Source organism: Ensifer sp. ENS08 (assembly GCF_014852195.1).
Lineage (GTDB): Bacteria > Pseudomonadota > Alphaproteobacteria > Rhizobiales > Rhizobiaceae > Ensifer > Ensifer adhaerens.
Window position 1 is genome coordinate 46,820 of the sequence record NZ_JACVBF010000026.1, and the last position, 14,721, is coordinate 61,540.

Annotated in this window: 17 protein-coding genes and 3 pseudogenes; 6 read left to right on the forward strand and 14 right to left on the reverse strand. The window is 58.2% G+C overall.

Annotated elements, in window-relative coordinates:
* The first annotated feature begins 234 nt into the window (after nucleotides 1-234).
* Nucleotides 235-1,341, forward strand: a complete 1,107-nt coding sequence (locus IB272_RS32830) for an AI-2E family transporter (protein WP_113080034.1) — start codon at nucleotides 235-237, stop codon at nucleotides 1,339-1,341.
* A 176-nt stretch (nucleotides 1,342-1,517) separates the two neighbouring features.
* Here IB272_RS32830 and IB272_RS32835 read toward each other — a convergent pair whose 3' ends face one another.
* From IB272_RS32835 to IB272_RS32850, 4 genes and pseudogenes are all read right to left on the reverse strand, one after another.
* Entirely contained in the window at nucleotides 1,518-1,820 is a 303-nt protein-coding gene (locus IB272_RS32835; protein ID WP_029742639.1) for a hypothetical protein, read from the reverse strand.
* Nucleotides 1,821-2,059: 239 nt separating this feature from the next.
* Nucleotides 2,060-2,388, reverse strand: a pseudogene (locus tag IB272_RS32840) (DUF892 family protein); the annotation flags it as partial.
* Between the two features lie 18 nt (nucleotides 2,389-2,406).
* Nucleotides 2,407-2,571, reverse strand: a pseudogene (locus tag IB272_RS32845) (DUF899 family protein); the annotation flags it as partial.
* A gap of 74 nt (nucleotides 2,572-2,645) precedes the next feature.
* Nucleotides 2,646-2,960: a hypothetical protein gene (locus IB272_RS32850; protein ID WP_029742638.1), complete on the reverse strand. Its 315-nt coding sequence runs from the start codon at nucleotides 2,958-2,960 to the stop codon at nucleotides 2,646-2,648.
* A 1,493-nt stretch (nucleotides 2,961-4,453) separates the two neighbouring features.
* Here IB272_RS32850 and IB272_RS32855 point away from each other — a divergent pair.
* Both IB272_RS32855 and IB272_RS32860 read left to right on the forward strand, forming a co-directional pair.
* Entirely contained in the window at nucleotides 4,454-5,050 is a 597-nt protein-coding gene (locus tag IB272_RS32855) for a cysteine hydrolase (RefSeq protein ID WP_192445773.1), read from the forward strand.
* Between the two features lie 75 nt (nucleotides 5,051-5,125).
* Nucleotides 5,126-5,743 carry an NAD(P)H-dependent oxidoreductase gene (locus tag IB272_RS32860; RefSeq protein ID WP_112975839.1) on the forward strand — a complete coding sequence of 206 codons (618 nt, stop codon included), beginning with the start codon at nucleotides 5,126-5,128 and terminating at the stop codon, nucleotides 5,741-5,743.
* A gap of 188 nt (nucleotides 5,744-5,931) precedes the next feature.
* On the opposite strand, the gene IB272_RS32865 is transcribed toward IB272_RS32860, so the two are convergent.
* The 3 genes from IB272_RS32865 to IB272_RS32875 form a co-directional block, all read right to left on the reverse strand.
* Nucleotides 5,932-6,459, reverse strand: coding sequence for a DUF4142 domain-containing protein (locus tag IB272_RS32865; protein ID WP_192445774.1), 528 nt, complete (start codon nucleotides 6,457-6,459; stop codon nucleotides 5,932-5,934).
* A gap of 135 nt (nucleotides 6,460-6,594) precedes the next feature.
* Nucleotides 6,595-6,984, reverse strand: coding sequence for a hypothetical protein (locus IB272_RS32870; RefSeq protein WP_029742772.1), 390 nt, complete (start codon nucleotides 6,982-6,984; stop codon nucleotides 6,595-6,597).
* Nucleotides 6,985-7,344: 360 nt separating this feature from the next.
* Entirely contained in the window at nucleotides 7,345-7,539 is a 195-nt protein-coding gene (locus IB272_RS32875) for a hypothetical protein (RefSeq protein WP_029742771.1), read from the reverse strand.
* Between the two features lie 382 nt (nucleotides 7,540-7,921).
* Here IB272_RS32875 and IB272_RS32880 point away from each other — a divergent pair.
* Nucleotides 7,922-8,101 (forward strand): annotated as a pseudogene (locus tag IB272_RS32880) (hypothetical protein); the annotation flags it as partial.
* A 168-nt stretch (nucleotides 8,102-8,269) separates the two neighbouring features.
* Here IB272_RS32880 and IB272_RS35710 read toward each other — a convergent pair.
* The 6 genes from IB272_RS35710 to IB272_RS32905 form a co-directional block, all read right to left on the reverse strand.
* A complete protein-coding gene (locus tag IB272_RS35710; RefSeq protein WP_348646840.1) occupies nucleotides 8,270-8,629 on the reverse strand; it encodes a DUF6766 family protein in 360 nt (119 codons plus the stop codon).
* A 129-nt stretch (nucleotides 8,630-8,758) separates the two neighbouring features.
* Entirely contained in the window at nucleotides 8,759-9,013 is a 255-nt protein-coding gene (locus tag IB272_RS32885) for a hypothetical protein (RefSeq protein WP_034800476.1), read from the reverse strand.
* Between the two features lie 783 nt (nucleotides 9,014-9,796).
* Complete coding sequence (locus IB272_RS35715; RefSeq protein ID WP_348646837.1) at nucleotides 9,797-10,180, reverse strand: hypothetical protein; 384 nt, start codon at nucleotides 10,178-10,180, stop codon at nucleotides 9,797-9,799.
* A gap of 15 nt (nucleotides 10,181-10,195) precedes the next feature.
* On the reverse strand, nucleotides 10,196-10,420 hold the full coding sequence (locus tag IB272_RS32895; protein WP_192358646.1) for a hypothetical protein: 225 nt from the start codon (nucleotides 10,418-10,420) through the stop codon (nucleotides 10,196-10,198).
* A gap of 26 nt (nucleotides 10,421-10,446) precedes the next feature.
* The gene (locus IB272_RS32900; protein WP_029742765.1) at nucleotides 10,447-10,629 is read right to left on the reverse strand and encodes a hypothetical protein; all 183 of its coding nucleotides are present in this window, start codon (nucleotides 10,627-10,629) and stop codon (nucleotides 10,447-10,449) included.
* Between the two features lie 1,804 nt (nucleotides 10,630-12,433).
* Nucleotides 12,434-12,637 carry a CsbD family protein gene (locus IB272_RS32905; protein WP_029742764.1) on the reverse strand — a complete coding sequence of 68 codons (204 nt, stop codon included), beginning with the start codon at nucleotides 12,635-12,637 and terminating at the stop codon, nucleotides 12,434-12,436.
* Nucleotides 12,638-13,152: 515 nt separating this feature from the next.
* Here IB272_RS32905 and IB272_RS32910 point away from each other — a divergent pair.
* Together IB272_RS32910 and IB272_RS32915 are read left to right on the forward strand one after the other, a co-directional pair.
* Nucleotides 13,153-13,455 (forward strand): DUF982 domain-containing protein, encoded by a 303-nt coding sequence (locus IB272_RS32910; protein WP_162741325.1) that lies wholly within the window; start codon nucleotides 13,153-13,155, stop codon nucleotides 13,453-13,455.
* Nucleotides 13,456-13,710: 255 nt separating this feature from the next.
* On the forward strand, nucleotides 13,711-14,646 hold the full coding sequence (locus tag IB272_RS32915; protein WP_192445775.1) for an adenylate/guanylate cyclase domain-containing protein: 936 nt from the start codon (nucleotides 13,711-13,713) through the stop codon (nucleotides 14,644-14,646).
* Here the strand turns inward: IB272_RS32915 and IB272_RS32920 are convergent.
* Nucleotides 14,624-14,721 (reverse strand): integrase core domain-containing protein (locus IB272_RS32920; RefSeq protein WP_192444694.1); only part of this gene is annotated, 98 nt, incomplete at its 5' end. The genes IB272_RS32915 and IB272_RS32920 overlap by 23 nt on opposite strands.

Below are 14,721 nucleotides of genomic sequence, written 5' to 3' on the forward strand. Positions count from 1 at the left end.
GCCCATCGTGACCGGATCGCAGCCTTATGGGTCAGTGAGTTCCTCCTATTGCGGTCACGCGCATCCCTAGCTCCGAGAGTGTTTCAGCAACGCTCGTCGGAGCTACTCGTTCTGAACCTCTGACCGCTGCCAGGTTTCAGCGTTTCCGCAGTGTCCGTCCAATGCGACTTGCCATGCGAGGCGTCGCCCCGCTTTCTGGCAAAACGCGATCGGTCCAGAGGAGGCGGATCGGTAATGTTAGATCTTCGCAGCTGGATAGGCTCTTTACTCGCTCTCGGTGCGCTTACACTTCTATTTGTCGGCTGCGCGCTGGTCCTTTGGCCCTTCCTGTCGGCCTTGCTATGGGCTGCGGTTATCTGTTTTTCGACGTGGCCTCTCTACCGCCAATGCGAACGTGCCGTCGGAGGATACCGTGCCGCTGCCGCGGCGATAATGACGATGGTGGTGGTCTTTGCTTTGGCAGCACCGCTTGCATTCCTTGTGACCGCGCTCGTGGACGACATAGAGAACCTGGCAGAAGCGATTACGCAGGTCCTGGAGGAAGGGCCTTCGGCGCCACCCAACTGGGTCAACGGTCTACCCATCATCGGCGAAGGCGTCGCGGCCTACTGGGAGAACCTCGCTCACGATGCTCCAGCGTTCATAGCTGAGCTCAAGAAATTAACAGGCCCAATCACGGATATCGCGCTTTCAGGCGGAGCGGCCCTCGGCGGCGTCCTGATTGAACTTGCCCTCAGCATATTCATCACCTTCTTTCTTTTTCTGCATGGTCGTCGCATGATCGGCTTCATGCGCCAGATCAGCGAGCGCGTTGCTGGCCCGCGGTCCAAGAGGCTGCTGACGGTCATCGGTGCGACCGTAAAGGGGGTCGTCTACGGGATGATCGGAACCGCGCTTGCGCAGGGCTTGCTTGCCGGTACCGGCTTCTGGATCGCCGGTGTGCCCCAGCCCGTATTGTTGGGTTGCCTAACTTTTGCGCTGTCATTCGTGCCGGGTGGTCCACCGTTTCTTTGGGTGCCGGTGGGGCTTTGGCTTCTGCTCCAAGGTTCCATGGGCTGGGCGATTTTCGTCGGCTTGTGGGGTTTTCTTCTTGTCAGCAGCATCGACAACTTCCTGCGGCCGTACCTGCTCAACCAAAACACCAATCTGCCGGTGTTGCTCAGTTTGTTTGGACTGGTTGGCGGGGTGCTCGCCTTTGGGTTGATTGGGCTCTTTCTTGGACCCACATTGTTGGCGGTCGCGTACAATCTGTTTCTCGAGTGGGTGGCAGCCGAGATCGAGGGACGGGTCCAAGCAGCCTCCGGCTTGCCCGTGGATTTGGAAACCAACTCGAAGAACTGAGCAACGTTGTAAATCTGGCCTTGCTGAAGTTCCTGTCTGGCTGGGCGCTTCTCACCGGCGGCCCGGCGATAACAATGGCCTGGCAGTGACCTCATGCTTTGCCTGTCGAAGAGATAGCGGCTACCGGCACCAAAGTGAGCAATGCAGAAGAAAACGGCAATTGGTGCCCCATCCGATCAATGGACTGTCTCCGGCGCTGCAGCGAGATCAGGCTGTACGCCGCCACCTTCGTTTTCCCAGCGGTCGACATCTTCACAAGGGAAAGGTGGCGAGAGCATTTCGATCTGGCTCATCAGAATGGTGACGAGCGCTGCTTCGGAGCAAGTGCCGCGTTGAAAAGCCGAGATCAGCAATCGAGCTGCGGCTCGTCTTTTCGCGCGGTGCCACGCACTCCCAACATCGAATATCCCGACGGTGTCGAGCACCCGTTTGAGCATATCGAGGGGAACGGGGACATGGGAGGCTACGTTGGAAGACATCTTGTCCTCCTTTGGTTGGAGGCATATCCGCAGACCGAACTTGAGGCCTGCTTAAGAGTTTGCCTGCCATCACTGTGATCCCGCTGCAAAGATATGGGAAGCACTTTCGTGATCGCAGTCTGATATCATGAGTTGGAGACGACAGACTGGACCCCCGGCTTTAGCCGGGAAGCTTTGCCAGAGTCGCGGTCCCGACGCCAAGCTTGAGCCCGGAGCCTTTGCCCGGCTCGATAAAAGGATCAAGCCGGGCTGGTGTTTGCGTCAGGCCGCTTTTCGGCGGTCTGATTGACGACCTTGGTGGCGGTCGCGGTCAGGGCGATCTCCGTCGCCTGCTCTTCGTCAAGCGTCGTCATAAGCAGCTTGGCGTCTTTCATGCCCAGCTGCAGCGCCCAGGTCCTCAGCGAGCCGTTCGTAGTGTTCGACAGCCTGTGCGGCTGCAAGCAGTCCGGCGTCGAGCGCGGGCGAGCCTTGATACACTTCCATGATCGAGCCGCCTTCCCATGATTGCGCCACATCTTTTTTCAGGCTTTTTGCCGATGATCCTGAACACTTCGTCAAGCCGCTAGACATCCTCCTTCAGCAGGGGCTACGGGCTAACGATGTCAGGCTTGTTCGCGGTTCCGTAGTGGTCGTGAAGCCCCCACCACTTGTATGGATCTCCCTGCGTACGGCCGGACGGCACGTCCTGCCAGGTTTCCTGTCGGCCAAGTGGCGTGAGGTCCAGGAGCGTAAAGATCGGACCGATCGCTTTACGCGATCCCAGTCCATCATGTTTTCTCCTTGAACGTTACGTCCCACACCGGCACCCGCCGCCTGTGTCGTGGATCAATGATGGACGCTTTCCGCGTTGCGCTTACGGGTTGCAGCCGCCTTTTTTGCGGAGGCCGATCGCTCTGCTTTAGGTCTCGAAGCAGCGGCTTGTCCGCCTTTTCTTCCACCCTTTTCAGACGAGGCGTTGCTCTCCGGGTGCCCACGGCCCGAACCGGACTTGTTGCCGCCGCCGCTTTCCTTATTCACCGTGGCCCAGGCTCGACGCTCGGCCTCCTTTTTCGGAACGCCACGGTCTTCATAGCCCTCCTCAATATGCTCGGCCTTGCGCTTTTGCTTGTCGGTGTATGCGGACTTGTCACCTCGAGGCATGGTTTCGCTCCTTCTCGCTACCTCGCGTTCAAACTCTCGATAACAGGCAAGGTTCCGCTCCGTGGTCTAGCGGCCGATCTACATGACGGTCAAAAAGATGAAGATGCCGGCCACGATCAAGCTCAGGCCAATCCGGTTTCTGACCGGCCCGACAAAGCGAAGGCCTGACCTTTGGGCTCTAGTGTTGGTCTTGAGCGGGCGGATCGGTGAAAGTCACTGAGAGGCCGGGTTCGCAGTGCTTCCCAGAGGAGCGACAGCACTCCGAGGAAACCACAAGCAGCAGCAACAAGGACGAGCATAGACATCGCAGATTCCTCGCGCAGAGCGATGGTATGTGGTGCGTTACCCGTCGATTGTGTTCGGCAAGACCAGCGCCTCCACCCTGGTCAATCCAGCAGGTCCAAACAAGTTCCGTGGATGCGCACCTGCTCGAATGCATCTGGCTCAACGCAGAGCAAAGTAGTCTGGCCTCCGATGGAGTGCCGGTTTTGGCGGCGCGCCGTCCGCGTGATCGGGCGCTCGTGGAACTTCAGCCTGGCAGCCGCCGTTTTATCCAATCATCAAAGGTGAAGCAAACTGATACACGACCAAGGCGATACCGAAACGGTCTCGACCTCATCGAGAACATCGGGTTCTGCATGCTCACCAACGAGGCTCGGTCCATATCTCAAGGCGCGCCCTTGTCGGCCCACGTGGATCGCGGCCCCGCCGCGTGTTCTTCGCACCTTCGGTGTCGCTCACGACGACGGAGAAAATCCGGCCCTTGAGATGCCGCGGGTAAGCCCAGCCGTCCATCTCAGGGCCAATGACAAAGTGCTGGCGAGGTGGAGAAGCAAGCCGTGCGGGGGTGAATGCTTCGACCGTACTCAGAGGCTATCCGGTCGAGCGACAGGAATTCGACGTCAACATCGCCTCTTTCTTCAATCGACGCCTTAGCCAACTCCAGCTTGCGATAGAACTTGGATTCTCCCCGGACAGGTGTGCTCGCTTCGCGCGGATGCGTTGACCAACAGAATTCCAGATGGCCGACGTATTGTCGTCATGACGTACTTTCGCCTCATCGATCGCTTTTCGCGGCAATCCAGTCAACACAGAGTTCGTAGGCTGGATCTCTATAGCCGGGTCCCGCCCTGCGGGTGTAGGGGCTCATTCTGGACTCATATAGGCATCCCATGCGGCGTTGGCGATGTCACTAAGCTGGGCCTTCAGGTGTTCAAACGCTGGCGGCCTCTCATTGTGTGAGATATCGTCGCCTGAATTCTCGCTTGTTGAGCCCAGGACTGGTCATGCCCGTTCGTGGGGTGAGAATCGGGTCGAAATCGGTGTGTCTGCTTGTGAGGCTATTGATGCTCTCCTGTCTCAAGAGAGAACGCGGAGCCTGCAAGAAGGTTCTGTGTGCCTGTGGTGATTGGCCTGTGGCAGAAAACTCCGGGCATCCGGGAACCAGTCACGCCGTTCGCGGGTTCGGTTGATCTTGAAGGAGGCACCGGGGCATGGAAGCAGTCGGCAAGTGGCGGCATATCTGCGTCGATGCCCAGCGGATGTTTTTGGAGCAGACGCCGTGGCACGTGCCGTGGATGAAAAACGTGCTACCGCAACTTGTCGAAATATCGGAACGCCATGCGAGCAACACAATCTTCACCCGATTTATGCCACCCCAGAATCCACGCGACGCGGCGGGAAGTTGGAGGGATTACTATCAAAAATGGTGGATGATGACCGGCGAGCACCTGCCTAAAGAAATGCTCGAGCTGCCGCCCTCCTTTCAAAACCTTGTGCCGCCAGCCCGCGTCTTCGACAAAACGACCTATTCGCCCTGGGTTGATGGCCGGTTGTTTTCGCACCTTCGACAAGAAGGCGTGGAAACCCTCGTCGTTACCGGCGGCGAGACGGATATCTGCGTCCTGGCGACCATCCTCGGCGCGATCGATCTCGGGTTTGGCGTCACCGTGCTTTGCGATGCGGTTTATAGCGGCGCCGACGAAACGCACGATGCCGCCATGGATCTGCTCAGCGATCGGTATTCAGTCCAGCTCGAACTCGTGAAGACCGAAGAATTCTTAGCGGCGACGCCTCGCCGTGAAGCGTAACGCAGTCCGGAGCGTCAACGACATCTGGTCGTTTGAACAACCCGGTTACCCGTCCCGAGTGAGAAGGATCCGTCGATGCCCCTGAAAGCGCTTGCCTTAAACTGCACCTTAAAATCCTCCGCAGCCACCGAGGCGTCGTCCACCGATAAAATCCTAAGTCTTATTGCGGCGGAATTCGAGAAGCATCGCGTCGACACTGAGACGGTCCGCCTGGCCGATCACAACGTAAAACCAGGCGTGACTTCCGATGAAGGTGAGGGGGATGATTGGCCCGATATACGCAAGAAGATCCTCGATGCCAACATCCTGCTCATCGGCACGCCCATCTGGCTCGGGCAGCCATCGAGTGTCTGCAAGCGTGCCCTGGAGAGGATGGACGCATTCCTTGATGAAACCGACGAAAAAGGGCGCATTGTTTCTTACGGCAAGATTGCCGTCGTTGCTGTCGTCGGCAACGAAGACGGCGCCCATCACGTTTCCGCTGAAGTTTTTCAGGCACTCAACGACGTCGGCTTCACCATTCCGGCAAATGCGGTCGCTTACTGGGTTGGCGAAGCGATGGGCTCTACCAACTTCGTCGATCTGAGAAAGACCCCTGAGCCGGTAAAAACGATGATTGCAATGCTTGCCCGCAATGCATCCCATGTTGCCACCCTGCTGAAGAACTCTGCATATCCGGGTGACGAGAACTAAGGCCCTCCAACAAGCGCCAAAGTAAGCCCCATCGGTACCGGGTTTAAAACCTGGATGATGCTGCGGCTCAATCGATCAAAGCGCAATTTTGCGCCCCGCCAGTTAGACCCGGACGCTCGCACCGCGATCCTCGTCCCATCGAGCTTCATCTCGGATAGTCGCGGCCGTGCCCTCGAACCGCCATTGCGCTATTTGATAAGGTTCTTCGCAATTTCTAGATGGTGCTCCAGGGCCGGAAGCGTTTTTGCAGCCCAAGCCTTCAACTCAGCGTTTTCTCCGCCTTCGCTGTAGCGCTTGAACAGGTCCACCGCATCTTCATGCGCTTCCTGCTGATCGGAACGGTACTGTTTCCCAAAGTCTTCGCCCTTGAGATCGTTCAGCTTGGCGAGCATGTCCTTTTGAGCGGTCGTCATGGTCTTCGGCAGGGTCGCCTTGACCTTGCCACTGGAGACGAGGCCACTGAGGTCAGCAGTCGTCTTTTCGTGGTCTTGGACCATTTTCTGAGCGAAGGCCTTCGTTGCGGCATCGCCCTTTTCCAAAGCAAGCCTGCTGGACTGAACTTCGAACAGATCGCTTGTCGCCGCTTCCTGGACGAAATCCTGTGTTTTAGGTGCAGCACCGATCAGCGAGTTTATGCCGGATTTTTCCATTGCGGACTGGGCGAGGGCCGAACCGGCCAGAGTGAGCACGAGTGAAGCAAGAACGAGCTGTTTCATGATAGGTCTCCTGTCGGCAGGTCCAACTGCCAAGTGGAAAGAGTTAAGCCGTATGCGGGATCCGGGGTGCAGCCGAGCGCCCGCTGGCAACGCGCTGGCGATCGAGCAAAGAAGACGTGCGCGCGGGCCGCGTGTCTAGCTTTCGTTCTTCGTGGGATCGGAGCGTCCGGTCGGAATAGAGCTGGTGGTCGCGGCAACCGGGTCGCTTGCGGGAAACGAACTCTCGAGACCTTCGTCGAGCTGTTCTTCCAGAGTGCCGGTATCCTTTGCGCTGCGCGCGCTTCTCAAAGACTCCACCGCCGGCGATCCCGTTTCATCGCCACCGACGATTTCGCGGTCATCCCCCTCTTCGAACGCGGCTACTTGCACCATCATAGCTTTGGCCTTGGTCACGGCCGCATCGACGCCAAGGTCTCCGCCAGTGCTTTGTAGGCGAACGGAAATCACATCTCCGCCTTCTGCAACCCATTCGACGGTCATCACGCCTCCGGGATCTGTGAGCACCTGTTGTGCGATGATGTTCATGGTTCCTGTCTCCTGTCTCGTTGGTACACGCCAACGCAAAACACGGTTCGGCGACCGGTGGTTCCGAAGATTGTCAACGCTTTCATGCAAAAAGGACCGCCCGCCGGGATGGCGGACGGTCATCATGCTAAACTAGGATGAGCCAGCCCGTCCGGTTAGCGAGTGGACAAATCGGCACTCGCGACCTCGCCTGGAACCGGGCAGACAGTCCGCATTTCGTCCTCAGTCTCCAGACGGACTTCCGCGTCATCTGATCCCGGGAAGGGCTCGAGGCACTGTGACCTGCCGACTTCCCGAAACCTCTGGGTTCGGTCGACGTCATCGAGTCGTGCACGTCCTTGGCCGCCTTTCCATGGAACCTCAGCTCTTGCGGTCGGTGCCGCGACCGCCGCCCGTGGTGCCAGCGCCACTCTTAGCCCCGCCCGAACCGGCACTCTTGCCAGCCCCGGTTTCGCGACCGCCGGATTGTCGCTGCTTGTCGTCGTTCTTATGGCTTTGTTCGCCAGCCTTGCGATGCTGTTCGCTGCTGCCGCCCTGGCTGCGTTGATTTGCCATTGTCGTTCTCCTCGGTTGGTCCCGCCCTAGAGTCGGCGGGGACCAACAGAAGCGTGGGGGATCGATATGGTTCCCCGCCGAGCAAAAAATCGCCCCGCGACGTTGGGTGTCGAACCCGCATACGTGCAGCGCGCCTGCCTGTGCGGATGCATCCCGATGGGAACTTCAACGCGCATCGCCTGTTCGGCCTTTCGAAAAGGAGGCAGACATGTCGATTACCAAACCGAACGATGGCGCGCCGGGCAGCGCTGACCAGTCACCGCGATGGGAAGGGCCGGAGAAAACGAGGCCGAATGATCCCGAAAAGGATCGGGATGCGGCCGGCGAAAACAATCGGGAACCCGCGAGAAATGACCCTTCTGACGCGACCAAGACCAGGGCCGACGCGAAGGGCCAGTTTGCGGACCCCCAAGGCAACCGCAAGAGCACGGGAGTATCGAGCGCCAAGCCGACCGTGATCACCGGGTCTGAGGATATGTCGGGTCACCGCAGTCCGCCAGGAGATAGGGAACCTCCGAAAGACTGGGACGTGGGGTTCGATCAGGACCGGTCGAAAGAATAGTTCGCTCGGCGAGTGGGCGCGGTTGGAGCGGTCGTGGGAACGACCGTCGCACCCGCGAGATTTTCCAAGACGAATATCCCCGGCGCTCAATCAACGAAGCTCAAGAACATGCGTCAACTGCCGCAACAACCACGAGAATGTTCCTAACGCGTTGGTTGAGTTGGGAAATCAGAACCCGCTCCCGCGCCTCTCAGCGAGCAGCGTCGATGTCCTCTCCGGCCACGCTATAGGGGCCTGCCCTCCGGTCGCGGGCCAGTTGAGGTGCGCGGGCTGCCGCTGTCGAATACGCCCTGGTAGCCATCTCCAAGGTGTCCTTATGCCCCATTGCGGGGGGCAGAAAGAGGAACCACGGACCCTAGGGAAGATCGAGAGAGTAACGAGAACGGCGGTCGATAGAAATGCACTTTGCCAGTTCTGAAGGACGCGAATCGGAACTGAGAGCTGGCGAGGTGATCGGTCACTGAAACAGAGGATCCCCGTGGCTCGAGACTTCCGCGTTCTCCGCCTGACTGCTTCGTGTTGGGCTATCGCCTTTCAGGTGGCGCGAGAGGAATTGATTCCGACCGTAACATCATCCCTCAAGCGGTGATGGCATTCGGTGTGAGCTTCGCTGAGGCGATCAGACGTATCACGTTTGTGAATGCAATTTGCGTCTGACTACCAGCTCTCCTCGTGCAGCCGGTCAAGCACGACGACGACCTCAGCCTGTAAATCCAGGCAAAGCTGCTGAAAATCATGGATTCGCTCCTCCCGTCGGGGCGTCTCGCGCTGAAGAGCATCGAGTGTATTTGCCGCCAACGCATATTTTTCGAAGAGGTCGTACAAACCATGATCTTTGACTGAACGCAATCGTTCGCGATGAGCGGGCAGAGCCATTGCCAAGCGCGCCCGTCCGAGGTGAACTAAACCCATGTAGCCTCCAGATTACTCATGTGCCGGGCCACGAACACGGGATATTTCACCCAGCCCACGACGAGACGAGAACTCCGATTGTCGCGTATCCCGCTTTGTGAACCAGAGAGCGCACTCCAGGAGGCAAGCCTCGTCGGTATGGCCGACACGGAACTCGTCAATCAGGAATCTTGCCAGTTGATTGCCTCGCTTGGAAAGTTTGGGAAATCCCGCTAAGAAGCAGGTCCTCTCAAATACTCGATGCAGCATTTCTACGTCTTTAGGGCCGAGAGCGCAGTTGAGATCATCCGAATGAAAGTACATTTGGGACCTCCCATGAAGGGCGGCAAAGCGTTCGTGGTATTCGCGTCCACAAAACGTCGGCAGGGCTTGCCTGGTTCCACCGGGGAAATACCCATTTCGGGCTATTCGGGCACGTGATGAAGGGGATTCTGCAGGAGGTCGACGGCGGGCAGTTGAAGACATACGAAATTATGGCGTCAGGGCTAAGGGCGACAAGCCAACTTCCAAGGCGATCAAGACCCAGAGGCGTGCAGCCTAAACCGTTCCCATATGGCGCGCTCCCAATGGTAGCTCAAGAAGCGAAACTTTCCATGTCGGCGGAGCATGCACTTCCATTGGGGTGAATTGTCGCCCCGCCCTTCATCAGTAGCTTTTGAAGCGTGCTCCATCCGCTCAGACGAGCCGCTTGCACCAGCGTGCATTGGCCTCTGCCGATCCCGGCAGAGGCTTTTATTCTACCCGTAGCCTCGGCACTGTGTCTGCCCGCGGGAGTTTGCGAAACTAGTGACGGGTGATTTCGGACGCAAGCTCTAGGAACCGGCCAATCGACCAAAGGTAGGCGACGATCTCCCACCTCAGGGCGTCGCGATCGCCGTACTTCTCTACTATTCGGTCAAGCTTTTCCTTAGTTGCGGTCTGCTCCTCAATTTCGCTAATCACGTAGCTGTCATGCCCCACGGCGCAGATGTCGCAGCCTGCCTCGATGACGTCGTCGACGAAGGCCGGGATTTCACCGGGGTCCATCTGACGTCGATTTTTTTCAGTAGAGCCGCTCCTCCATTGAGGCCGTGAAGCCATACTGCGACCCACTTCGCTATCAGGCGCACAACTGTCTCCGCCCTTATCGGGGATACTGGGATAACGCTTGCGCTTGGCCATGCTCATGAAAATAGTCATCGGTTAGCGTGAGTAGGGCGACGACTCTGCCTTGTCGGCGTAGATCTGTTGGAGTTCGGCAATCTGCTCTTTACGGGCCGGGTATTCCCGCAGAAGCTCGCGTTGAGGAGACGAACGCGTAAGCCTCGAAGAGATCGAGTAGGCAGCGCTCTCTGGCTTGGCGTCGCTGAGGGAGATATCGTGGCAGAGCATTTCAAGGCGGGTTCGCCCTAAGTGCATCAGTCTCATGGCTGCTTTCCTGTTTCAGTCGAGAACTACTTCGAGGATGCCAAAGGTGTCGGAAGGACGATGGCGACGGATTGTTGAGGTTCGTGCGATAACGCGCTGTTCACGACGAGGTATCCGCCGATGACGAGCATCGCCAAGAGCATCACGCCGATAAGAAACCCTGTCGAGAATTTTTTCGGTGGCCCGCCGTAGCGGTATTGTTCGTACATAGTCCATTCCTCCGGTCGGCAACGACACCAGAGCGAACCGAAGGGACGGGCAGGCTGCCCTGGTGTCGTTGTCGGCCTATGCCGAATAGTTCGCCATAGGCTGAGGATTAGAAATAGCGTATCGGGGTCAGTTCTCCACGGGATTAGGACCATTGCGCCGGGGTTATGGGACTGAAGTCCCATGGTGGAACCGTTGGCGCTTTCCTACGTTCTAACGTCTTGCTCGACCGCCGCTTGGTGATCGAAAGCGCCTCTAGGCCCCACCTTCAACCTCAACTCCGCAGATGGGGCCTATCGAGCGCGGTTTGCCTGCGGACCGTTCAACAGAAGCGTCAGATGTTTTACCTCACGGCCCCAGCGATGGGGCTGTCTTTTTTAATGGACGCAAGCAGGAAGCGACTAAAAAGGAAAAGGCCCCTTCCGTCGACAGAGCCAACAGGCTGTGTTGGAACGGGGTCCACTCCCACGGCGCCGCGCCGATCCTGCTCAATGCATTCGCGGCTAAATCGGGCGCCTTCGTCCACCCACGACGATAATCCTCATCGGCGACCGCGGGCCCCGTCGTGGTAATGGCCGCGGCGACTAGGGATCATAAAAGAAATGGCCCCGTCGGGACGAGGCCAGAGGCACTTATCGAGAGAGAGTACTTCACTTCCGGGCGGATTGTGAAGGTGTCACCCTGATCGGGGGCTCAGGGTCTCACCAAGCCAGAAACGTCGAGACTTCGTATCGGTTCCATTACACCGTAAGAAATGACCAGGCGGCGCGCTGGCGCGTGCGGCTCATCCGTCGGGCACCTAGTGGGCCAAAGCCATCGCAGGTCCGGGAATCCCCTGTCGATCAATTCATAAAGAAGTGGCCCCGTCGGGCGCGACGAGGCGAGGGGCTACTTCGGGGGACACTTGGCATCAAGACAAGCGAAAAAAACGCACGGGGCTGAACAGGTTCCTGTCGGCAGGGAGCGAACAAAAAAAATGGCCCCGAAAGGCGATAACGGGGCCAAGCGAGCGTGTACCTGGCGGGTTCCGCACGCCTTCGCGTCGGAGCCCGGTCGATGATCCGGCGTCGGGATCATCGGCAAATCACAAACGGCCATCGATCCGAAAAGTTCCCTATGCGTCCGCACCGCGTCGGTGTGCTCGAGCCACATGGCACTCTCGAACAGTGCACCCTCGTCGAGTACATCCACGATCGAACTGGATACACGACTGTTTTTGTCACGCACGACCAGGGGAAGGCGCTTGAGCTAGCCGACCGTATTGTCGTGCTGAACAACGGCTCAAACGAGCAGACGGGCACGCCGGACGAGATCTCCGCTCACCCGTCTCAGTTCGTTTACGGGTTCATTGGCCAGTCGAACTGCCTAAGCGTCAGTGTTTCCGGCCGCGAGATCTGGCTTGAGGGCCGATCTACGGGGCTACCGACAACTGAGCACGATGGTCAGGCGGCCCTCTACTTTCGGCCCACGATATACAACTCGTCATGGGATCCGAACACGGTCTTGTGGGGTCTATCACCGGAAGCCGGCGCGTGGCAGGCACTCGGCATCTTGAGGTGAGGTTGGAGAAATTCGCTTCAGTTGTGCAGTTCGAACTGCCGCCCGATCGAGCACCCTTTCCCCCCGAGAGTCGTATCGCCTTCAATACAAAATGGATGCTCTTTCGCGGCGAACAGCGCGCGAGTTTATCTGAAGCAAGTTTTCCCGACCGGTAGCTGGAGGGCAGTTTAGCGGCCCGACGCGCCGTAGCCGTCGGGCCGCTTGGGGCACACCAGATGCTCCGCCTGGGGCGGGGCGCTCTGAAGATTACCAGGTTTGCCGGCCGAACCAGTCATCCACGTCTTGTCGTGCCCGATCTTTTTCGAGGCCATACCGTTCCTGTATCTTGCCTTCGAGCTGATCGCGTTTGCCAGCGATTTGGTCCAAGTCGTCGTCGGTCAGTTTCCCCCACTGTTCCTTGATCTGTCCCTTGAATTGCTTCCAGTTACCTTCAACACGGTCCCAATCCATGTCATTTCCTCCTGTGAATTGTGGATAGCAGCTAAACGCCTTGGCTGCGCATTTGTTCAAATGTGCCTGCGGCGCTGGTTACGGGGACAACGGTGCGACGACTCCACAGGCGGCCGATCCCCCCACGGGAAGAGTTTGCCCGTCGACGATCCCGCGCCCGTAGCTTTATGGCCTCAGCGGAGAGCAACGCAGTGCTAAAGATACGCGGCGCCAACTGGACGCCGGCGAAATCCCGACATTCGTCACTCGGGGGATAGAAGCAGTCTGCGAGATCAGCGGTGGGCCACCTACAACGTCCTGACGCGTTGAAAGACGCCGCGTGAAAGTGCGGGGGGGGCTGTCGCTTCGCGACCCCATCAACAGTTCCCGAACAAGGAGCCTTGCGGGGGCACCTCGATAACGGGAAGAAGGCAGACCGGCTAAAAAAGGGGGCGGATCCGTGCCCAACCTCGTTGCTCGAACTGGGAACACATTCCTGTTTTTCCGGTTTGAAGGTGTTCGAGAAGGAGAACGCCATGGCAGAGGATCGGTGGGAACGCGAGGAACGCTACGGACGCGATCTAGAGAAAGCAAAACAACCGGCACCCTGGAACGAAAGCGTTGTGATAAGCCTGCCCAATGCGGATCACGAGGTGTTGGTTGGATCAGCCAGTGAAGCGGTAGCGGTTTTGCGAAACAATTGGTCCGGATCCAGATCCGGTCCAGCATATCAGGCTGCTTTGACCACCTGTCTCGAAGCCATGAATGGTCACTTGCCTGGTTACATGGCCCGATTGGCCTTTGAAGAAGCTGCCCGTGAAGCAGGAGTCCTGCGCTGAGGCTTGTAGGACGTCAACTTTGAAGCCTTTCACCCTCTGGCCGATGCCTTGGTGCGAGGGGAAGCGGAGTGGAACTACCCTGTTAGAACCCTCGCGGCACTCCACCTCGAGGCAGATTTCGGTCGAGCAAAATTCGGCCTTTGGGTGATACGCCCGCGGATGAGATCAAACGTTTACGGAAGGAACAAAGCCGCGTGCTCATCGGTTGATGATCGACTGCACATCGAAACGCACGCGTTGGATCGGATCGTTCACATGGAGGCGCCACCACTTGAAAGAAAGCTTGCAGCGATCCTGGCTGCCGATATCGAAGGTTACTCGCGGTTGATGAATGCCGACGAAGAGCAGACCCTGGCGACCTTGACATCGCATCGTACTATCATCGACGGCCTTATTGAAAGTGCTCATGGAGAGATCTTCGGGACCGCGGGGGACAGCGTGTTGGCGGAATTCCCATCGATTGTGCATGCCTTCAACTGTGCGATCGCCATCCAGCAGGCCATGTGGCGTGCCAACCGGCCGCTTGCCGACAAACACAAGATGTACTTCCGCATCGGGATCAACGTCGGCGATGTTCTGGTGAAAGACGGCGATATCTTCGGGGATGGGGTCAACATCGCCGCTCGGCTTGAAGGCCTGGCCGATGCCGGCGGCATCTGTGTAACGCGAGGAGTACGAGATCATCTGCGCGATCGCGTCGACACCACCTTTGAGGATTTGGGTGAGCATCAGGTCAAGAACATTTCGCGCCCGCTCCGGGTGTTCCGTGTTCTGTTTGACCCGCAGTCCGAACCAAGCCCCAGTGCAGAGCTAACGTCCGTCCAACACCCGGAGCGATCCTCTTCGGTCGATCAGACCCTGCCGGAAGACCAAGACAAAGATGAAGCGCGCCGGGTTGAGGTGGCTTTTTGGGAGGCGGTTCAGGAGAGCGATGACCCGGCCGAATATCTCCTATATCTGAAGCGATACCCTGCGGGCGAGTTCGCCGAACTCGCAGCCGCGCGCGTTGCTCAAGGTGGGTCTGGGGCGGGCGAGCCAGGAATCGAGGTTTCATTCTGGGAAACGGTGCGGGACACCGGTAACGCCGAGATGATTGAAGCGTATTTATCAAAGTATCCAACGGGTCAGTTCGTCGAACTTGGAGTTGCCCCCAAAAGACCGGACATGCTCAGGCTTGAGATTGCGAGCTGATGAACTCGCGCGGGGATTGATATCCTAAAGCGCTGTGCGGGTGAAGATTGTTGTAATGCTCGAACCAGAACGGCA